Here is an 18,977-nt window from a genome sequence, read left to right on the forward strand (position 1 = left end):
AGTCACTACAGGCTCTCTTTTTCCTTTCATTTTTGTATTTCTCAGGTCAAGTATGATAAAATATGGTAATGTTTTATATTTTGAGAAGATTGGAGAAGGCAACGTATGGCGAAAATCATTCCCTCTTCGGATATTGGAGTGAAAATCAACAAGTGGTATGAATTAATCCGCAGATTTGATTCAGAACAAGCAGAACAGTTAAAGCAGGAAATTCGCACCTCTCTTGATTCAATGGAAGAAGATCAGAATTTGCTTCTCTATTTTTCTTTAATGGAATTTAGGCATGAGGTCATGCTCGATTATTTAAAGCCATTAAAGGAAGGAAAGCTTCGCGCCAACTTTTCCGAGCTTTCGAAAGAAATAGATGAGCATCAAACGCATGTCACAGGCATGCTTGAATACTACTATCATTTCTTCAGAGGCATGTATGAATTCGGCCGGAGGCAATACATTGCTGCCATATCGTCTTATCAAAAGGCGGAGCACAAGCTTTCTTTTGTATCCGACGATATTGAACGTGCGGAATATCATTTTAAAATGTCAGAAATATATTATCACATGAAACAAACACATATTTCGATGCACCATGCCAAACTAGCGCTGGATGTCTATATTCAGCACGAACTATATGCGCTTCGTACCATTCAGTGTGAATTTATTGTAGCTGGTAATTATGATGATATGAGAAGGCATGAAAAGGCATTACCACATCTCGAAAGAGCACTTGCGAGATCAAGAGACTTTCAGAATGTGCGTTTTATTGCTTCCTCTTTGTTTAATATGGGCAACAGCTATTACAGAATGGGTGAATTGAACCGCGCACTCGACTTAATGAAAGAATCCATCTCATTATTTGATCAAAATCAATCTGATCATCTTCGTCGATCGATAGATCCTCTTTATACAGCCGCTCAGATATTATACAAACAAGGTAAAAACGAAGAAGCATTATACTACAGAGAAGAATGTATGAAACGAGCAGAAGCTCTGCAGGATGACATTCATATTCAAAAGACAATATTTCTAGAGGCGTTGTACTTGAGACAAGACGCTGAGCATATTAAACGAATTTTCCATTTTTTAGAGTCTGCTTATGCATATCCCGATATAGAGGAGCTAGCATTAGACACCGCAAAGTATTATAATGAAATAGAGGATTATGAAAAATCTTCCATGTTCTATGGGGAAGCGGAACATGCTCGAATCTATATTCAGAGAGGGGATTGTTTATATGAATTTTAAAAAATGGACAGTCGTCTGTACAAGCATCATGATCATGGCATTATGGGTGGTATCAGCTAGTGCCGCTCCGGATAACAGAAACCACACGTTAGAACAACCGAATCCGCAGCATGTCACCATTTAAAAGCCCTATGTAGAGGGCTTTTTTTATTGATTGACTGCCTTAAAAATGAGCCAGCGTGATATGTTCATAAAAATGAAACTTGTAGGAAAGCTTAATAAGAGTGTTTTTCATTGACTCTTGAAATTAGATTGTGTACAATTAAATTGTAGAAAATATTAATGAAGAGAAAGAGGGTTATATTCATGTCAGACGTTTTATTTACTGCAACGGTATCAGCTGTAGGAGGAAGAGAAGGAAAGGTTGTTTCAACAGATGGAGTACTAGAGCATGATGTGGCAATGCCTGGAACACCAAGAGCGAAAAAGCTTGAAAAAGCAACAAATCCAGAGCAATTATTCGCAGCAGGCTACTCTGCATGTTTTGATTCTGCCCTTCAAATGGTAGCGAGACAAGAGCGCATCCGTTTTGAAAGTGAAGTAACGGCACATGTGAGCTTAGTCAAAGACAGTTCAGATGGCGGTTTCAAACTAGGCGTTAAATTAGAAGTAAAAGGAACTGGAATCGAGCAATCAGCATTAGACGAACTGGTTCATAAAGCACACGGCGTATGTCCATATTCAAAAGCAACTCAAGGAAACATTGAAGTAGAACTAGTGGCTGTCGCACAATAATTGACATCATAAAAGGCTGAGGGATTGTTCCCTCAGCCTTTTGGCTGTGTTAATTTTTGCAAAAGCTCATGTAAAGAGGCGCGCAATGTTTTAAGCTCTTCTTCTGATCTGCCAGTTCCAGACAGCATACGAAATGGAATCGCAGTGGCCTTCTCTTTTAGCTGTACTCCATATTCAGTTAAACGAATTTGCACAGATCGCTCATCCTCTTTTGAACGCTCGCGGATGATGAGTCCGTTTTGCTCCATCCGTTTGAGCATGGGGGTGAGTGTACCGGAGTCTAAATACAGAAGCTCGCCCATTGTCTTCACATTTAACGTCCCATGCTCCCACAATAAAAGCAGTGCCAAATATTGCGGGTAGGTGATGTTTAACTCTTCTAATAACGGTTTATACTGCTTCGTCATCTCTCTTGAACTTGCATATAACAAGAAACAGAGCTGATTTTCCAGCTTCATATGTTCGAATTCATTTGTCATGTCAGTCACCAACTATTTTTTGTCATACTTATCATTGTATAAGATTTTCTTCCTTTTTAAAATAAATACAGACTAAAAATGAAAAATTCCTCAATGTGCGATAAATGTTTGAGAAATGAATAGAACGTGAAAGGTATAAATAGAAGAAGGAGGAGATGAAGATGAAACCATTATTCACAGCAAAAGTAAAGGCGCAGCATGGAAGAGCTGGGCATGTTCGTTCAGACGATGGTGTGCTTGATCATAACATTGTCATGCCAAACGCAAAGAAAGATGGAGAGACTGGCACGAATCCAGAGCAATTATTTGCAGCAGGCTATGCGGCCTGTTTCGGAGGAGCGCTTGAACAAGTAGCGAAGAAGCAAGGGGTAGAAATTGAATCAGAAGTAGAGGGACATGTTAGTCTTTTAAAAGATGAAAGCGATGGCGGCTTTAAACTTGGCGTGAAGCTGATTGTGTCCGCTAAAGGCCTTGACCATGACAAAGCAAAAGAGCTTGTCGAGGCTGCGCATCAATTCTGTCCATATTCAAAAGCAACAAGAGGGAACATTGAAGTGGAGCTTGAAGTGGCTGAATAATGAAAAGAAGACAAAGGGCTAAAATAAAGGTCATTTTAGCCCTTTGTCAACGATCTGACACCTGCTCTCAGCAGGTGTCTTTTTTTAATATTCTTTCTTTTTGTCGTATGTTTCCCAAGCTTCAAACGGTGCAAGGGTTTTTTGAAGAGTCAGCTGGTAAAATGGAATGTTTCTTGATTCGTATTCTTTGTTGATTTCTTCATAAATAAACGAGTCATCAAAACCAGAAGTCGCGGCATCCTGATGTCCAGCTGCAAAATACACGGCTTTTGGTCTAGCCCAGTAAATAGCGCCGAGGCACATCGGGCAAGGCTCACAGCTTGTATATAAAATACAATCTTCTAATTGGTATGTATGTAGAGCCTGGCACGCCTTTCGAATGGCTGTGACTTCTGCATGTGCAGTTGGATCATTATTCGTTGTGACATTGTTGCTTCCCTCTGCAATAATCTGACCATCCTTGACAATGACTGCTCCAAAAGGACCGCCAGTACCACTATTGACTCCTTCTACTGCAAGATCAATTGCGCGTTGTAAAAAAGCTTCGTGACTCATTGTCTACCTCCCTTTGTTCGACTGACTTCTCTAGTATAAACGAATCATGCTAGAAAAGGAATCATCCTAGTAGATGATCGAACAGGACAATACGCGCATAAAAAACCCCTGCCATGTTCAGCAGGGGAGAGAAATCAATTATGCATGCTGCGCCAGTTTTTTACGAGCCACTTCAGCAGCTGTGACCATATTTTTCAAAGCAGCAATGGTTTCAGGCTCTTGTCTTGTTTTTAGACCACAGTCAGGGTTGACCCAGAAGCGATCTGTCGGACAAACGTTCAGCGCATCATCAATGATTTTACTCATTTCTTCAACAGATGGAACGCGCGGGCTATGGATGTCATATACCCCAAGTCCAAGTCCTTTCAGATACGGATGTTTTTCTAAATAATCAAGGAATCCGCCATGACTGCGTGAGTGCTCAATCGTGATCACGTCTGCATCAAGGTCTTCGATGGTATCGACAATATCCTCGAAGTTACTGTAGCACATATGTGTATGAATTTGCGTTTCATTTTGAACAGAAGATGTTGATAAACGGAAGGACTCGGCTGCCCAGTTTAAATATTCTGCCCAATCACTTTCTTTGAGCGGAAGACCTTCTCTAAGCGCAGGCTCATCCACTTGAATAACCTCAATACCTGCTTTTTCTAACGCTTCTACCTCTTTACGCAAAGCGAATGCGATTTGGAAGGCAATGTCTTTCCGGGAGATATCTGTTCTTGGGAAAGACCAGTTTAAGATGGTGACAGGTCCTGTCAGCATTCCTTTGACCTTTTTCTCAGTTAAGCTTTGTGCGTAAACCGTTTCTTTCACTGTCATCGGCTCTGTAAATTCTACATCTCCATAAATGATTGGCGGCTTCACGCAGCGTGATCCATAGGATTGCACCCAAGCAAATTTCGTAAAGGCAAATCCGGCTAGCTTTTCACCGAAGTATTCAACCATGTCTGTACGTTCAAATTCTCCATGAACGAGAACATCCAGGCCAATCTCTTCTTGAATATCAATCCATCTTTGTGTTTCTTTCTTAATAAATTCATCATATTCAGCATCTGTCCACTCGTTTTTACGCCATTTTTGACGAGCACTTCGCACTTCAGCTGACTGCGGGAAGCTGCCAATTGTTGTCGTTGGCAGGAGCGGCAGTTCAAGAGATTCGTTTTGGATACGAAGGCGTTCTTCAAAGGCAACTGGACGTTTAAAATCTTTAGATGAAAGATTGTTGCGTTCGGCTGTTAGATCCGCATTTGTTCCTTTCGCGAATTCCTTTAAGGTAAGAAGCGCTTGTGCTGCTTCATTGATGTCTGCATCAATGGCAGCCGCTCCTTTTGTTAAGCCTTCTTTTAATCGTGTTAATTCAGCCAGCTTTTCAGTGGCATAAGAAAGTCCGTTTAATAGTTTTTCTTCAAGCTGTTCGCTTGGGTGTTTCGCAACTGGCACATGAAGCAAGCTGCTTGAGGGCTGTAGCCACACTTCTTTCGGCTGAACGTCAGCAATCACTTCAGAAATGAATGATAATCTTTCGCCAAGATCTGATCTCCAAATATTTCTTCCATCAATGATGCCTGCTGCTAAAATTTTATCTTTCGGGAAGCCATGCTTCTTCACTTGATCAAGGTTGCGACCTTGATCATGGACAAAATCAAGACCGATGGCTTCAACAGGATAAGAGACAAGCTCTTCATAGGCATCCACTGAATCAAAGTATGTTTGAAGAAGAATGTTTAAGGCAGGTACGGCTTCTTTGATTGTTTGATAGATTTCTTTTACTGCTGTCACGTCTTCACTTGAAGCGGTGACAAGTGCAGGCTCATCAATTTGAACCCATTTGACGCCGGCTTCTTGAAGCTCTTTTAAAACTTGAGTATAAAGCGGCACTAGACGCTGCTCGATCTCTTTCACTTCATTTGCTTCATAGCCTTTAGAGAGAGAGACAAATGTATAAAGTCCAAGTACAACAGGTTTTGTTTCAACGCCAAACGCCTTTTTTACCTTTTCGTAAGCTTCAAGCGGTTTGTTGTGTGTGAGTTTGAATTCGGTGCTTTTTTCGTATTCTGGAACGATGTAGTGATAGTTTGTATTAAACCATTTTGTCATTTCACTTGAGACAGCATCTTTTGTTCCTCTTGCCATCGCAAAGTATGTATCTAGCGGGTCTTTCAAGCTGCGGAAGCGCTCTGGAATCCAATTGAACATAACAGCAGTATCCAGCACGTGATCATAGAAGGTGAAGTCTCCAGAAGGAACAACATCAATTTGTTGGTCAATTTGTGTTTTAATGGCGGTTAAAAATTGTTCATCCAGTGTGCTTAAGAGGGTTTCACGGTCCGTTTGACCCTTCCAATAAGACTCAAGTGTTTTTTTCCATTCTCTGTTTAAACCAATTCGCGGAAAACCTAGATTACTTGTTTTAACAATTGTCAATTCCAATTCCTCCTCTAAATTTAAAAAGACATCTACACTCATGATCAAGATTGATGAGGGCAAATGTCTGGTTTAAAAAGACAAAATGTGTGTGCGAAATCAAGCGTGAGCATAACTGACGCTTTTCCGACATCTCCTATCAACCGTAGGGGGTTTGATGTGATAGAGCGGCTGGTATCCTGGCTGGTGAATCTACAAGCTTTTCATCCTTCCCATCCTCATGACAGTGGATCAAAAAGAAAAGCTCTCCTCACTTACAGTGGCGGGACCGCGCCGGATTTTCACCGGTCTTCCCAATTAAAATTCGACGTGGCATCGAATTACCGACTCTCAAACTATGAATTTATTGTGTTCGATTATATAACGTTCACTTCATTTCGTCAAAGTAAATTTTGAATAATTTTAATTAAAAAAATCCTGAGAAAATTCGATCTATTCTCAGGACCTATATTTAAGCTATAGAGATAAAAGATCTGCTTCCAATGTTTTTTCTAAAAGTACTTCAGGCGCAGTTAAATATAAAAATCCGTTCCCTACAAGGGTTTTCGATTGTTTCAGTGGAAGGGTTCTTCTCACAAGCTGAGCATAGACCTCAGGCTCTGTCAGCTTGCGCTGGAACGCTTCTTCCTCGGCATTTTTAATAATGGCCAGTGCACCGCTCACGTGAGGGGCAGCCATTGAAGTACCTGTCAGTCTGCCGTATTTATGGTTAGGGAGAGTGGATAAAATGTCTTCTCCTGGAGCGACGAGGTCGATTTCTTTATTGGCATTGGAAAATTCAGAGGATTCTCTTGCAAGGGAGACAGAGCCGACGGCAATCACCTCATTGTATGCAGCTGGATAGGAAAACTCTTCCGTACGCTCGTCCCCGTCACCTTCATTTCCTGCTGCGCAGACAACAAGCACACCGCTTTTCACCGCATTTTGAATGGCTTCCTGCAGGGCTGGCTCATTGCTTGGACCACCGAGAGACATGGAGATAATATCAGCCTTCTGCTCAGCGGCATAGTTGATGCCATTAATGATCCATTCGTATTTCCCGCTGCCATTTTCACCGCCTAGGACTTTCACGATCAGCAGCTTGGCTTCAGGGGCAACACCTAAAATGCCGCCATTTTGATCCGTTGCTGCAATCGTTCCTGCTACATGGGTGCCATGTCCGTTGTAGTCTTTCACATTATCCGCATCTCCGTTATCATCATCGGTAAAGTTCTTTCCTCCGATAATCTGATCTTTTAAGTCGGGATGCTCCGTGTCGCAACCTGTATCAAGGACAGCAATGGTTATGCCTTTTCCTTTGAAGCCACTTGACCAAAGTTCGGGTGCTTTAATCTCCTGAATACTTTCCGGCGTCTCTTTCGCTTCCATCACATTGGCTTTTACTTCATACGGAATTAAGCGAATGTCACCTTTCATAAGAAAGCCCTCCTTATTTTGTTTTCAAAGTAGATTCAGGCTGCGTAATGTTATTGTATAAAACAAACTTTTGATCGGAAAGGGTCAATTGTAATAATTTTTCAAATAATCAATCTATTATTAAATGTGCAGTTCTCCTCGCTTCTTGCCGAAAGAGGTCACCTTTTGAGGAAAACTCTTGATATCATATGAAAAAGAGGGAAATGCTGCATAGTGTGTTTGCACCTGTACAGAGCAAAATGGGTGGAAAGAACTAAAAAGGGCAGACTGAAAAAAACATCGAAATCAAGCGATAGATGAGATGAAAAGAGAAGAAGGCATATATGAAATGTTTTTGTTCGAAAATAAATTCCTCTTTCATGAAAAATAAGATATGAAGATTGTGACTGTTCCAAATGTGAAAGGCAACATATAATAATGGAAAGACAAGCCTGCCTTTTAGATAGGAGAGATAGAGATGAACAAAGGGAAGATACTCGTGATCGAAGATGAAAAGAAAATTGCAAGGGTGCTGTCACTTGAACTTGAATATGAAGGATATGAGGTTACAGTCAAAGATACAGGCATGAACGGACTCCAGGCTCTTGAAGAAGGTAGCTTCGATTTAGTGCTGCTTGACGTCATGCTGCCAGAATTAAGCGGCCTTGAGGTGCTTAGAAGGGTTCGAAAGACAAATACAGCCACGCCCATTATTTTGATTACAGCAAGAGGGAGTGTTCCTGATAAGGTAAGCGGCCTTGATCTTGGGGCAAATGATTATATTACAAAGCCTTTTGACATAGAGGAATTATTAGCGCGAATTCGTGCGCAGCTGAGATTCAATATAAATGCGCAAGAAGAAAAGGAGACAGAGCTGAGTATAGCAGATCTGACCGTCAATGAGAAAACAAGAGACATACAAAGGGGCGGGCAAATGCTTGAGCTCACACCGAGAGAATATGATCTGCTTGTCCACTTGCTAAAGCATCAGCAGCAAGTGCTCACAAGGGATCAGCTTTTAACAGCCGTTTGGGGCTTTGATTACTTCGGTGACACAAACGTGGTGGATGTCTATATTCGCTATTTAAGGAAAAAAGTCGACTACCCATTTGAAAAACAGCTAATTCACACAGTGAGAGGTGTGGGTTATGTGATGAAAGGATAAAGAATGAGATTAAAAAATAAAATCCAGCTTTATACGTCGTTGTCTTTGTTTTTAATGGTGCTGCTGATTCATACAGCCATTTATTTTATTTTTTCGATAACTTTGACGCAAAAAGATATGTCCCGGCTGTCTGAGGTAGCTGAAAATATTGCCATTGCTTTGAAAAAATCAGAAGAAGAGGGTCTTCCATCTTCGGAGCTGCTGAAAGCCTATTTGCCCCAAAATGGGATGATTCGTGTTGTGACAGAAACGGGTAAATCAAAGCTGACTGTCACAAAGGAATCAACGTTTAGTTCACTGCCTTTTACATATGAATCTGGTCAGACAGCAGAAATTAAAGAATACAACAAGCATATGATTGCGTTCGCTGCGATTCCGGTTATTTGGACAAATGGCGAGATTGTATCGCTACAAGTATATGAAGAAATTGAAAATACGGAAGAGAATTTAGCGTTATTAAAAATGATTTTAATCGCTGCAGGCGTTTTATTTATTGTGCTTTCCTATTTTGCAGGCCACATTTTAACCAAACAAATCGTCCGCCCTATTAGTAGAATGACCAATACAATGAAGGCAAGTATGAAAGAGAAGGCGTTTAAGCGAATCAAACTAGCAGGCGATTCAAAGGATGAATTGTATCAAATGGGACAAACCTTTAATGAAATGTCAGAAATACTCGAGAAACATTATGAGAAAGAGCAGCAATTCTTGCATGATGCCTCTCATGAATTGAAGACACCGATTACCGTCATTTTGAGCTACAGTCATTTATTAAAGCGCTGGGGACAGACACGTCCAGAGGTTGTAGAAGAATCATCTCAAGCGATTCATGATGAAGCGAAAAAAATGAAAAGGCTGACAGATCAATTATTAACACTTGCGAAAAATGGTCAGCCGCTTTACTTGGACATGAAGCCAGTTGATCTTGGTCATTTATGCAAGCAGGTATGTCATACACTTGAAGTCGCAACCAATCGAACCATTGACTCTGATGTGCAAACAGATCAGCCGCTCGTCGCTGAGGGGGACGAAGAGAAAATCAAACAGCTTTTGACCATCTTGATTGATAATGCGGTTAAATATAGTGCAGAGCCAGTTGGTGTGACCTGCGGGAGAGCAGGAGACAAGCCGTTTATTTCAGTCATTGATAAAGGAATTGGCATAAAAGAAGAGGATCTGCCGAAAATCTTTGACCGCTTTTTCCGTGTGGATGAAGCGAGAAACAGTGAGACGGGCGGAACCGGACTCGGCCTTTCAATTGCAAAGCAAATTGCTGAAGAGCACGGGGCCGAACTGAAGGTAGACAGTCGTATAGGCGAAGGGACAACCATGACCATTCTTTTTCAGAAATAAATAGGTCTTTTCTCATCGATTTCTCATTTCCTCCTTATAAAATAGGAAATAGGAAGGAGGCGCTGCATGTCTAGAAAAACGAAAATGGTACTTGCGCTCGCAGGATGTCTCGTCATTCTTGCGGCCTTTGCAATGCTTATGATTCAAACCATTGATCAAAAATTATTAAGTGAAGCCGAAATCAAAAAAATCATCGCAAAAGACTACAATGGAAACATTACAAATATTGATTTAATCAATCATAAACAGGACTATACATTGACGCTGGAAAATTCAAATGGCATTTATCAAATCATTGCATCTTCCGCAAACGGTCAAATGAAAGAAATCAAACAGTTAAAAAGCTATCAAAAGCCAAATGAAAAAAATGCTGCACTGCAAGCAGAAGAAGCGGCCGTTAAAAAAGTGAACGGAACCGTGATCCAAAAGAAAGAGAAGTCAGATCGTTTTATCTTTACGATCCAATCAAAAAAAGAATTATATCAAGTGGATGTCGATAAACAAACCTTTAAGGTGATAGAAGCAGAAAAGAAAAAAACAACATCTAAAGAAAAGAAGGTGACGAAAATAACGGTGGAAGAAGCCATTCAAATCGCCGTAAAAGAAGTCGGAGGGACAGTGGATGATGCAGATCTTGAAACGTTTAGCGGCATGCTCGTGTTTGAGGTGGAGCTAGATTTGCCTGATGGTAGAGAGGCAGAGGTGCTTGTGAACGCGTATACAGGAGACATTGAAGGCATTACGTATGAAAACTAATCCTTTTCTCATGATATTCTCATGTTTCTTTCCTTCCTTTATCATCTTGTTTTATTAAGATAAAGGAGAAATCAAACAGAGGAGGAAATGAACATGATGAAAAAAGTACTAGTAGCTACAGCATTAACAGGAACTCTTGTCGCAGGTGGTTTCACACTTCAAGCGCAAAATACAAATCAAACAGCAAACGCAGAGCAAGTGGTGCAAAAGAAATCATCGTTTGTCTCAAAGAAACAAGCTGAAAAAGCAGCACTAAAAGTGGTGAAAGGCTATGTGGATGATGTGGACCTTGAGCGTAAAAAAGGAAAATGGGTGTATGAGGTCGAGATTAAAAAAGGCGGCTTTGAATATAAAGTATATGTCGATGCAAAAACAGGAAAAGCGCTTAATGATCCAGTGAAAGAAAAGAAACAAAATGTGAAAATCACAAAAAAGCAGGCTGAAAAAATTGCCCTTGCAAAAGTAAAAGGCTCAGTCACAGATTCAGATTTAGATAAAGAAAATGGTGTGTACATTTATGAAATTGAAATCACTACACCAGGCGGCGAGGAAGTTGATTTTGAGATTTCCGCTAAAACAGGCAAAATCCTGAAGCAAGAATGGGATGATTAAGCAATGATCGAACCTTACACTTTCATGTGTAAGGTTTTTTCATTAGGACAAACTACGGGAAAGGAGGCGAGAGAATATGAAGAAGAAAGAAGAAGAGCAGACAATGGATCATGCGGAATATGTTCCGCACCCTGATGGAGAAGGATATGCTTTGTTTTTGCATGATTCCTTTCATCTCCTCTCCCAAGAGGATATGAATCAGCCGGAAGAGGAATAAAAGACATGAAAGGGCGATGGTCAACTTGTCTATCGCTCTTTTTTTTGAAAAGTAAGCGAATACATGAGTTGACTTGGCATCTTGCTTATTGACATCATTCCACTTTTTCTGTAATCTCATTGTGTTAACAATATGAGACTTCGTTAGGTGAGGCTCCTGTATGGAGATACGCTGCTGCCCAAAAATGTCCAAAGACGCCAATGGGTCAACAGAAATCATCGACATAAGGTGATTTTTAATGCAGCTGGATTTTATCCTATGCCATACAGTGCTAAAGCTCTACGATTGAAGGAGCAAGTGTTTATTTTGCTATGCTTACAAAGCGCCTTCATTCGGTTGAAGGTGCTTTTTTATAAGAAAAGGAGGTGTGGGGATGGATCATCCCGATTCGCGACACATAGAGAGTATGTCAAAAGATCAAATTGAGACATCAGATAGAGGAGATCCTGACCCCCGCACATTCTAAGGGATTCGGGTATCTCCTGACTTTGGGGAGGTAACAGCAATGATACAGAACATTACGTACGATGAACTCATTTTAAGAATCATTATTTTATTAAGAGATGGCAAACGCAAAGAATTTAAAAACATTATGGAAGAGCTTCAGCCGTATGATATGGCCTATTTATTTAAAGAGCTTCCAGAAAAACACCGCGGCCGCTTTCTCAGTTTTTTAACAGTCGATGATGTAACGGAAATGATGGGTGAGCTTGAGCGGGAATATCAAGAGATCGTTCTTGAAAAAGTAGGGAAAGACAAAGCTACCTTCGTTACAAACAAAATGGATAACGATGACTTAGCTAACTTGTTCGATGAAATGGATGATGACCTAAAAGATCAGCTTTTATCAAACATGGAAGCAGAGGAATCAAAGGCCGTCCAGCTTCTCATGAATTACCCTGCTGAGACAGCAGGCCGGATCATGACCAACCGTTATGTATGGATACCTCAGCATTATACGGTTCAGGATGCGGTTGTGAAGCTGAAAAGCTTTGCTGAAATTGCAGAATCGATCAACTACTTATATGTGATCAATGATCAAAAACAGCTTGTAGGTGTCCTCTCATACCGTGATCTTATTTTAGGTGAACCGGATGAAAAAGTGCAGGATCTCATGTTTACAAGAGTCATTGCCGTCGGAGCATTTCAAGACCAGGAAGAAATCGCAAAGCTGATTGAACGGTATGACTTTCTCGCCATTCCTGTTGTGGAAGAGAACAATGTCCTTGTCGGAATTGTCACAGTCGATGATATCATTGATGTCGTCATTCAAGAGGCAGGCGAAGACTATGAGAAGTTTGCTGCCTCTGGTAAAGATATTACGTTTGACACGCCGTCATTTGTTGCGGCATACCGCCGTCTTCCTTGGCTGATTTTACTATTATTTATTGGACTGATTTCAGGCAGTATATTAAATTATTTTGAAGATACCCTTCAGCAAGTTGTTGCTCTTGCTTTCTTCATGCCGATGATTGCAGGTATGACAGGGAATACTGGTACACAGTCTCTTGCAGTCGTCATTAGAGGGCTTTCAAAAGAAGAATTAACGAAAAAAACCATTATGCGCCTTATTTTTAGAGAGCTGAGAACAAGTATTTACATTGGCATTGTCTGTTCAATCATTATTACAGTTGTCGCGATGGTTTGGCAGGGCAATATGATTTTAGGATTTGTCGTTGGTTCCTCACTCCTTGCGACACTCATTATTGGAACAATGGCAGGTACTGTCGTGCCCATTATTTTACACAGATTAAACGTGGACCCGGCTATTGCATCTGGACCGCTGATTACAACATTGAATGATATTTTATCACTGCTTATCTATTTTGGGATTGCCACAGCGTTCCTTCATACACTGATGTAGCAAAAAGACTGTAAAACGTGTCGTTTTACAGTCTTTTTTGAATAAAGATTGCATATAGCGCTTTCATCCTTTACATTTTAAGGAGAAGGTGGGAGAGAAGCATGAAGAAGTTCTTATTCATTTTGATGTGTATTCTTTTGCTTAGTGCATGTCAAAGGGAAGACGAAGGGAAAGACAGGCGGCTTGTTGCTGCAGAGCACATGCTTGAAGCGATCGCTGAAGGGAATAAAAGAAAAATGGAGAACATCTATGTCGAAGGTGCGGTCCCAAGTCCGAATGATATTCTGACATTAAAAAAAGAATGGGGCATTGAGAAGCTTTCCTATCAAGACTTTCAGCTGGAAGAAGCAAGCATTCATGTCTTTCATGCGAATTATAAAGATGCTCAAACTGGAGAGAAAAAGGCACTTGCCCTTCGGGTAAAGGAAGATCCTGAAAGAGGTGTCCTCATTGACTTTGTAGGGGTTGTCGAAGGAGATGAAGCGTCGTCTAAATAAAAAGAATCGTTCAAAAGAGCGATTCTTTTTTGTTTATCGATTTTTGTACCGGAAGTGTGCATTGATCTGGCCTTCCAGCATTTTTTTCTTAAATTGCCCGCTTTTTAACGCCTGTTCTTTTTTCTTCATATCTTTTAAAATTTCGGCTGTCTGCACACCATCTTCCCGTTTATTGGCGATGTCCATTAAACGTTCTACATCAGAAAAAGAATATTTCCGCGTGCCTCTTGTTGAGCGCTGGGGGTAGATGAGTTTACGTTCCTCATAATATCGGATTTGCCTGACAGAAAGCCCTGTTAATTCACTGACAATCCCGATTGAAATGACTTTTTTATCTTTATAAGATACATCTTCCTGCGTCATATACTCACCCCTGCAAGTCTTTTCTTTATATTATATAGAACGACAAGTAAAAAAACCTAACGTTTGTTAGAAAATATAACATAAAAACGAAAAAAATGAAAAAATCATGGGAGGAAACTTAACACTAAGCGTGCAAAGCATCTCACGAGCACATATAATAATGGTGAATTGAAATAGGAGGAGGAGCATATGATGGAGCAAACACAGATCATCCGTATGGCAAAAGAAATCATCGCTTTAGATGTGAAGAGGGACGAATTGCTTGAGCAATTCATGCAGGCTGCGGGTCAGAATGCACATGCTCTTCTAAGAGCCGTACAAAATGATTTGTATAAAAGGTCTTCATAAGCACCCGATCCATATCAATTGATAGGAGGGGATATTCGGTGCGGCGTATATTAAAAGAAGCTTTAGCGAAAGAAAGACGTTATTATACGAAGCAGCTGTGTTCGTTAGGGGTTTACAGCCCTGACACGGCCAAAAACATGACAATTAGTGACTTAAAAAAAGAGTATCATTTCTTTTTCAACAAAACAGAGCGCAATCTGTGAAAATCCCTTTAAATGTGCGCAAGTCACATAGAGGGTTCTTTTTTTGCGTGTTCAATATTATTTCAATATTGAATTTTGTAGAATTTTGACGAATTAGTTGCAAGAAAACATAGAGTCTTTACAGATTATGTTAAAATTTGTCGTAACTTGATGGTTTGCTAAAAAAGCTTTTTTTCGAGATGATTGTGAAAAATAAGAAGGATTTTAAAAGTTTATATCGAAATCTTATACATAACACGAATGGAGTCAATTATGTGGTTGAAAGGGTTTTCAAAACGTACTTCTATTTTTTACGAAAGGCTCCAACTGCACCGCAAGAAAGCCTTGAAGTTAAAAAAATATTATAAGAGGTAGATATGTGATGAGACTATCGTTTAATGAAGAAGAAGTAGAACGTTCAATGACGCTTTACAAGGTTTTTGCAAGAGCATTTAAAAGCGTTTCAGAACACAGTATTAGAGACAGCAAAGAGCATGGATTTAATCCAACTGAATTTGCCGTTCTTGAATTGCTGTACACAAGAGGTGCTCAAAAGCTTCAGCAAATCGGCTCAAGACTCCTGCTTGTCAGCGGGAATGTCACGTACGTAATTGACAAGTTAGAACGAAATGGTTTCATTGAAAGAGAACAGGACCCAAAGGACAAACGGTCGGTTTATGCCCATTTAACAGATAAAGGGCGCAGTTATCTTGATAAGATTTACCCGATCCATTCTCTTCGTATTGCGCGGGCGTTTTCTGGTCTGACGCGTGAAGAACAAGAGCAATTGATTAGTCTGCTGAAAAAAGCGGGCATTCACAGTCAGCATTTATTATTTAGATAAAACGAAAAGGTGCCATCGTTGGCACCTTTTTTTATGTGTCCAGCTCATGTGCAGGATAGGCGATGAATTTCTCAATATCGCTTGCTGGAAGGGGTTTTGCATAATAAAAGCCTTGTAAGTCGTCACAGCCCTGCGCAGATAACAGCTGCGCCTGTGCGAAGGTTTCAACGCCTTCTGCAATGACTTCGAGAGATAATTGGTGGCCCATCGCTATAATGGCACCTGTGATCTGTTCAGACTTTGAATCACTTAGAATATCCTCAATGAAGGATTTGTCAATTTTTAGTCTATGAATTGGCAAATCCTTTAAATAGCTTAAGGAGCTGTGACCTGTACCGAAATCATCAATACTAATGCGAACCCCAAGCTGCTTAAGTGACGTAAGCACCTGTTTTGATTGCTTAATGTTGTCCATTGTCATACTTTCTGTGACTTCAAGTTCGAGCAGTGACGGCTTAAGGTCGTATTTTTTCAGTGTCAGCTTGATCAAATCAATTAAGTCCTCAGCATTGAACTGTTTAGCAGATAAATTGACGGCCACAGGAATCTTGAAACCATTGTCATACCAAATTTTTGCCTGCTTACACGCGGTATCAATGACCCATCTGCCTATATCAATGATAAGGCCTGATTCCTCGGCTAGTTCAATAAAAGCCTCAGGTGACTTTAAGGAGCCGTCTGGTGCTTTCATTCTTAAAAGGGCTTCAACCCCTGTCATTTTTCTTGTTTTGGCACTGACTTGAGGCTGATAGTGAAGCACAAACTGCTCTCTTTGAATGGCATCTCTTAACTCCAGCTCTCGATTTAGCCTGTCTTCACTCGATTTTTCCATTGATTCGGTGAAGAACTCATAACGGCTTTGCTTATGTTTTTTGGATAAATACATCGCCATATCGGCTTTTCTCATCAGTTCCATCCCATCTTTGCCATTTTGCGGGGAGATGGCGATTCCAATACTGATCGATGTAATGAGTTGATGATTCTGGATGAAAAAAGGGCGTTCAAATTGACGGATGATATTTTTAGAAAGCTGTTCAATTTTATATGTATCATGCTCCAAGTGTGGGAAAATCATTAAAAATTCATCTCCGCCAAGTCTAGCAATAAAGCCATTGTCCGGTAAACATTGCGTCAGTCTGTTTGCAGCGGCTTTGAGCAGTAAGTCCCCTATGTTATGACCAAGTGCATCATTAATAATTTTAAAACGATTCAGGTCAAGAAAAAGAACAGCCGTTGATGTCCTTGTCTCTCCTTGAGTGGATAAAACATCATTTAAATGATTGATACCGTGACGCCGATTAGGAAGCTCAGTTAATGCATCATAATGTGCCATCACATGAATTTCTTTTTCTGCAATCCGCTGCTGCGTTAAATCCTTTAAAACAAGATAAATGCTGTCAAGTGTATTGTTGACATGAACAGGTATGTAAGTGACATGGTAATAATAAAAACGATCTGCTGCTTTCAGTTCTGCTTCACGTGTGATGGCCTTCTTTGATTGGTAAATAAATTCTTCCCACATCTCAGTCGGCATCACGTATCGGCTGACATCATCACCAATCCAGGAATTGCACACTTTTAAAATTTGCTTACCTGAGTCATTAGCAGAAAGTACCTTTCGATCGACAGATAACACGATAATGCCATCGATATTATGTTTGATGAGTGATTGGAATCGCTGCTCATTTTCCTTTAGCTTATCTGACTGCTTCATGATTCGGTGATCAATAAAAGCGCCGAAAATCATCAGCGTTTGGACAATAAGAGTCATCAAACCAATGAAAATGGATAGACTGAATGGCGACATTTCAAGAGAACCACCCGCAGCGACCTGTCCCTCTGAATGAAAAAACATGGTAGAAGCAGCCATTCCGGTATAGTGCATACCAGCAATAGCACCACCCATCACGAGTGCGCCAGCTATTTTTAACAGATGATCTTCCTGTCTTTTCTCAGATCGATGGAGCCGAAAAAAGAGATTTAACGAAAAGTAAGAAGCTAGCGCAGCAAGGAAAAACGAAAGGAAAAAGAGGACTGGATCATAGCTAATTGAAACATTGGCCATTGATTCCATTCCGAGATAATGCATGCTGCAAATAGCCGATCCCATAGTGATTGAACTAATCAGCAGTCGTCTTGTGGAAAGCTGCTGCTGAATGCATATCGAAAAAGCGATCAAAGAACCGATAAAGGATGCCAAAATCGATAAAATCAGTAAAGGGGTTTCGTATGTGATGCCAGAATGCATGTGAAATGCCGTCATACCGATAAAATGCATCGACCATATCCCCATCCCCATGATCATTGCACCAATGATCAGCCATCCCTTTTTCTTTGCGCCGCTTGACTGTATCACTCGGCTGGCTAAATGAAGAGCTGAGTAGGAGGCGACAGCGGCGACAGCGACTGACAGAAAGACAAGCCATCCGTTGTAACTTCCTGTTAAATGTGTCATGTGAGAAAACCTCCTGTATCCAAAAACAGACATATATTTAATATATCGGATCGATTGTCCCTTGTGTTCACTTTTCATTCACTTAAAAAGGACAATCAGCATTTTTTTCGTTCATTTTTTATAGTAAAATCAAATTTTAATGTAAAAAAACGATGAAAAGTGAATCGTTTCTTCGGTTTTATTCGTTTAATAAGTGGCACGGTTCTAAAAGTGATAGGGCCTGTCAAACTGATTATGTGTGAAAGGGATTGATGAACATCGAAGATTTTATTATTTCTTTAGCTGATGCCTTTAAGAATTTGTCGTACTTTGGCATCTTCCTCGCATTATGCATTGAATTTGTTCCTGCTGAAGTGGTTTTGCCTCTCGCGGGTTACTGGGTCTCAGAAGGGGACATGGCCTTCATCGGTGTTGTGGCTGCAGGATCGATTGGCGGCGTGGCTGGCCCTTTGACCTTGTACTGGTTAGGACGTTACGGCGGCAGACCCTTTTTAAATAAATATGGGAAATACTTTTTTGTAAAACCTGAGTCGCTTGATAAATCGGATGCTTTCTTTGAAAAGCATGGCGGTTTTGTCGCGTTTAGCGGCCGGTTTATTCCAGGAGTGAGAACCCTTATTTCCATTCCATGCGGTATTGCCAAGATGAATGTGTGGGTATTTTGCCTGTATACGTTTTTGGCCATTACGCCGATTACGTTTGTGTATGTGTATCTAGGATTTATGCTTGGGGAGAACTGGAAAGAGGTTGGCGCCATTTTAGATCCATATCTTTTACCGATTGGGATCGGTGTTGTGTTATTGTTCGTTCTTTACGTATGGTTTAAGCGAAGAAAGAGAAAAACAGAAACGCCAACTGCTTAATCACGGTATTGGGATGCACGTAACCTGTTGACAATCCAGTATCTATT

21 protein-coding genes and 2 riboswitches are annotated in these 18,977 nt (G+C 40.6%); of the genes, 15 read left to right on the forward strand and 6 right to left on the reverse strand.

The window, feature by feature from the left end:
* Positions 1-105 precede the first annotated feature (105 nt).
* The 3 genes from ACYH0L_RS06205 to ACYH0L_RS06215 all read left to right on the forward strand — a co-directional run bounded on the left by ACYH0L_RS06205 (position 106) and on the right by ACYH0L_RS06215 (position 1,977).
* Entirely contained in the window at positions 106-1,242 is a 1,137-nt protein-coding gene (locus ACYH0L_RS06205; RefSeq protein ID WP_099727474.1) for a Rap family tetratricopeptide repeat protein, read from the forward strand.
* The gene (locus tag ACYH0L_RS06210; protein WP_256499494.1) at positions 1,232-1,366 is read left to right on the forward strand and encodes a phosphatase; all 135 of its coding nucleotides are present in this window, start codon (positions 1,232-1,234) and stop codon (positions 1,364-1,366) included. The genes ACYH0L_RS06205 and ACYH0L_RS06210 overlap by 11 nt, the downstream gene beginning before the upstream one ends.
* 182 nt (positions 1,367-1,548) lie before the next feature.
* Positions 1,549-1,977, forward strand: coding sequence for an organic hydroperoxide resistance protein (locus ACYH0L_RS06215; protein WP_060596095.1), 429 nt, complete (start codon positions 1,549-1,551; stop codon positions 1,975-1,977).
* Positions 1,978-2,009: 32 nt separating this feature from the next.
* Here the strand turns inward: ACYH0L_RS06215 and ACYH0L_RS06220 are convergent, their stop codons facing one another.
* Entirely contained in the window at positions 2,010-2,456 is a 447-nt protein-coding gene (locus ACYH0L_RS06220; RefSeq protein WP_099727472.1) for a MarR family winged helix-turn-helix transcriptional regulator, read from the reverse strand.
* Positions 2,457-2,617: 161 nt separating this feature from the next.
* Here ACYH0L_RS06220 and ohrB point away from each other — a divergent pair, with 161 nt between their 5' ends.
* Positions 2,618-3,034 (forward strand): organic hydroperoxide resistance protein OhrB, encoded by a 417-nt coding sequence (ohrB, locus tag ACYH0L_RS06225; RefSeq protein ID WP_099727471.1) that lies wholly within the window; start codon positions 2,618-2,620, stop codon positions 3,032-3,034.
* Between the two features lie 84 nt (positions 3,035-3,118).
* Here the strand turns inward: ohrB and guaD are convergent, their stop codons facing one another.
* The 3 genes from guaD to ACYH0L_RS06240 all read right to left on the reverse strand — a co-directional run bounded on the left by guaD (position 3,119) and on the right by ACYH0L_RS06240 (position 7,432).
* Entirely contained in the window at positions 3,119-3,589 is a 471-nt protein-coding gene (guaD, locus tag ACYH0L_RS06230; RefSeq protein WP_230031134.1) for a guanine deaminase, read from the reverse strand.
* A gap of 138 nt (positions 3,590-3,727) precedes the next feature.
* On the reverse strand, positions 3,728-6,016 hold the full coding sequence (gene metE, locus ACYH0L_RS06235; RefSeq protein ID WP_230031135.1) for a 5-methyltetrahydropteroyltriglutamate--homocysteine S-methyltransferase: 2,289 nt from the start codon (positions 6,014-6,016) through the stop codon (positions 3,728-3,730).
* A 152-nt stretch (positions 6,017-6,168) separates the two neighbouring features.
* A riboswitch (cobalamin riboswitch) is annotated at positions 6,169-6,360 on the reverse strand.
* Between the two features lie 112 nt (positions 6,361-6,472).
* On the reverse strand, positions 6,473-7,432 hold the full coding sequence (locus ACYH0L_RS06240; RefSeq protein WP_099727468.1) for a S8 family peptidase: 960 nt from the start codon (positions 7,430-7,432) through the stop codon (positions 6,473-6,475).
* Positions 7,433-7,889: 457 nt separating this feature from the next.
* Here ACYH0L_RS06240 and ACYH0L_RS06245 point away from each other — a divergent pair, with 457 nt between their 5' ends.
* The 7 genes from ACYH0L_RS06245 to ACYH0L_RS06275 all read left to right on the forward strand — a co-directional run bounded on the left by ACYH0L_RS06245 (position 7,890) and on the right by ACYH0L_RS06275 (position 13,875).
* The gene (locus tag ACYH0L_RS06245; protein WP_249705225.1) at positions 7,890-8,576 is read left to right on the forward strand and encodes a response regulator transcription factor; all 687 of its coding nucleotides are present in this window, start codon (positions 7,890-7,892) and stop codon (positions 8,574-8,576) included.
* A 3-nt stretch (positions 8,577-8,579) separates the two neighbouring features.
* Positions 8,580-9,929: a sensor histidine kinase gene (locus ACYH0L_RS06250; RefSeq protein WP_249705226.1), complete on the forward strand. Its 1,350-nt coding sequence runs from the start codon at positions 8,580-8,582 to the stop codon at positions 9,927-9,929.
* Positions 9,930-9,995: 66 nt separating this feature from the next.
* Entirely contained in the window at positions 9,996-10,685 is a 690-nt protein-coding gene (locus tag ACYH0L_RS06255) for a PepSY domain-containing protein (RefSeq protein ID WP_327925387.1), read from the forward strand.
* Positions 10,686-10,778: 93 nt separating this feature from the next.
* Positions 10,779-11,297: a PepSY domain-containing protein gene (locus ACYH0L_RS06260; protein WP_230031139.1), complete on the forward strand. Its 519-nt coding sequence runs from the start codon at positions 10,779-10,781 to the stop codon at positions 11,295-11,297.
* A 76-nt stretch (positions 11,298-11,373) separates the two neighbouring features.
* Entirely contained in the window at positions 11,374-11,514 is a 141-nt protein-coding gene (locus ACYH0L_RS06265; protein ID WP_003212346.1) for a hypothetical protein, read from the forward strand.
* A 132-nt stretch (positions 11,515-11,646) separates the two neighbouring features.
* Positions 11,647-11,811, forward strand: a riboswitch (M-box (ykoK) riboswitch).
* Between the two features lie 208 nt (positions 11,812-12,019).
* Complete coding sequence (gene mgtE / locus ACYH0L_RS06270; RefSeq protein ID WP_249705228.1) at positions 12,020-13,378, forward strand: magnesium transporter; 1,359 nt, start codon at positions 12,020-12,022, stop codon at positions 13,376-13,378.
* Positions 13,379-13,479: 101 nt separating this feature from the next.
* Positions 13,480-13,875 carry a metal ABC transporter substrate-binding protein gene (locus ACYH0L_RS06275; RefSeq protein ID WP_099727462.1) on the forward strand — a complete coding sequence of 132 codons (396 nt, stop codon included), beginning with the start codon at positions 13,480-13,482 and terminating at the stop codon, positions 13,873-13,875.
* 33 nt (positions 13,876-13,908) lie between these two features.
* Here ACYH0L_RS06275 and ACYH0L_RS06280 read toward each other — a convergent pair whose 3' ends face one another.
* On the reverse strand, positions 13,909-14,238 hold the full coding sequence (locus ACYH0L_RS06280) for a MerR family transcriptional regulator (protein WP_008361347.1): 330 nt from the start codon (positions 14,236-14,238) through the stop codon (positions 13,909-13,911).
* A 192-nt stretch (positions 14,239-14,430) separates the two neighbouring features.
* Here ACYH0L_RS06280 and ACYH0L_RS06285 point away from each other — a divergent pair, with 192 nt between their 5' ends.
* The 3 genes from ACYH0L_RS06285 to ACYH0L_RS06295 all read left to right on the forward strand — a co-directional run bounded on the left by ACYH0L_RS06285 (position 14,431) and on the right by ACYH0L_RS06295 (position 15,612).
* Positions 14,431-14,586, forward strand: a complete 156-nt coding sequence (locus ACYH0L_RS06285; protein ID WP_099727520.1) for a hypothetical protein — start codon at positions 14,431-14,433, stop codon at positions 14,584-14,586.
* 38 nt (positions 14,587-14,624) lie between these two features.
* Positions 14,625-14,789, forward strand: coding sequence for a stress protein (locus ACYH0L_RS06290; protein ID WP_099727461.1), 165 nt, complete (start codon positions 14,625-14,627; stop codon positions 14,787-14,789).
* Positions 14,790-15,147: 358 nt separating this feature from the next.
* On the forward strand, positions 15,148-15,612 hold the full coding sequence (locus ACYH0L_RS06295; protein ID WP_095408317.1) for a MarR family winged helix-turn-helix transcriptional regulator: 465 nt from the start codon (positions 15,148-15,150) through the stop codon (positions 15,610-15,612).
* Positions 15,613-15,643: 31 nt separating this feature from the next.
* Here ACYH0L_RS06295 and ACYH0L_RS06300 read toward each other — a convergent pair whose 3' ends face one another.
* Positions 15,644-18,067 (reverse strand): EAL domain-containing protein, encoded by a 2,424-nt coding sequence (locus tag ACYH0L_RS06300; RefSeq protein ID WP_249705229.1) that lies wholly within the window; start codon positions 18,065-18,067, stop codon positions 15,644-15,646.
* Between the two features lie 251 nt (positions 18,068-18,318).
* On the opposite strand from ACYH0L_RS06300, the gene ACYH0L_RS06305 reads away from it, so the two are divergent.
* Positions 18,319-18,930, forward strand: coding sequence for a DedA family protein (locus tag ACYH0L_RS06305; RefSeq protein ID WP_370461126.1), 612 nt, complete (start codon positions 18,319-18,321; stop codon positions 18,928-18,930).
* Positions 18,931-18,977: the final 47 nt, after the last annotated feature.

It is taken from the genome of Bacillus sp. MC1252, assembly GCF_056838025.1.

Excerpts from the sequence above, each read along its gene's own strand:
- ACYH0L_RS06205 (WP_099727474.1), top strand. The coding sequence starts at position 106 with ATGGCGAAAATCATTCCCTCTTCGGATATTGGAGTGAAAATCAACAAG.
- ACYH0L_RS06210 (WP_256499494.1), top strand. The coding sequence starts at position 1,232 with ATGAATTTTAAAAAATGGACAGTCGTCTGTACAAGCATCATGATCATG.
- ACYH0L_RS06215 (WP_060596095.1), top strand. The coding sequence starts at position 1,549 with ATGTCAGACGTTTTATTTACTGCAACGGTATCAGCTGTAGGAGGAAGA.
- ACYH0L_RS06220 (WP_099727472.1), bottom strand. The coding sequence starts at position 2,456 with ATGACAAATGAATTCGAACATATGAAGCTGGAAAATCAGCTCTGTTTC.
- ohrB (WP_099727471.1), top strand. The coding sequence starts at position 2,618 with ATGAAACCATTATTCACAGCAAAAGTAAAGGCGCAGCATGGAAGAGCT.
- guaD (WP_230031134.1), bottom strand. The coding sequence starts at position 3,589 with ATGAGTCACGAAGCTTTTTTACAACGCGCAATTGATCTTGCAGTAGAA.
- ACYH0L_RS06240 (WP_099727468.1), bottom strand. The coding sequence starts at position 7,432 with ATGAAAGGTGACATTCGCTTAATTCCGTATGAAGTAAAAGCCAATGTG.
- ACYH0L_RS06245 (WP_249705225.1), top strand. The coding sequence starts at position 7,890 with ATGAACAAAGGGAAGATACTCGTGATCGAAGATGAAAAGAAAATTGCA.
- ACYH0L_RS06250 (WP_249705226.1), top strand. The coding sequence starts at position 8,580 with ATGAGATTAAAAAATAAAATCCAGCTTTATACGTCGTTGTCTTTGTTT.
- ACYH0L_RS06255 (WP_327925387.1), top strand. The coding sequence starts at position 9,996 with ATGTCTAGAAAAACGAAAATGGTACTTGCGCTCGCAGGATGTCTCGTC.
- ACYH0L_RS06260 (WP_230031139.1), top strand. The coding sequence starts at position 10,779 with ATGATGAAAAAAGTACTAGTAGCTACAGCATTAACAGGAACTCTTGTC.
- ACYH0L_RS06265 (WP_003212346.1), top strand. The coding sequence starts at position 11,374 with ATGAAGAAGAAAGAAGAAGAGCAGACAATGGATCATGCGGAATATGTT.
- mgtE (WP_249705228.1), top strand. The coding sequence starts at position 12,020 with ATGATACAGAACATTACGTACGATGAACTCATTTTAAGAATCATTATT.
- ACYH0L_RS06275 (WP_099727462.1), top strand. The coding sequence starts at position 13,480 with ATGAAGAAGTTCTTATTCATTTTGATGTGTATTCTTTTGCTTAGTGCA.
- ACYH0L_RS06280 (WP_008361347.1), bottom strand. The coding sequence starts at position 14,238 with ATGACGCAGGAAGATGTATCTTATAAAGATAAAAAAGTCATTTCAATC.
- ACYH0L_RS06285 (WP_099727520.1), top strand. The coding sequence starts at position 14,431 with ATGGAGCAAACACAGATCATCCGTATGGCAAAAGAAATCATCGCTTTA.
- ACYH0L_RS06300 (WP_249705229.1), bottom strand. The coding sequence starts at position 18,067 with ATGACACATTTAACAGGAAGTTACAACGGATGGCTTGTCTTTCTGTCA.
- ACYH0L_RS06305 (WP_370461126.1), top strand. The coding sequence starts at position 18,319 with ATGAACATCGAAGATTTTATTATTTCTTTAGCTGATGCCTTTAAGAAT.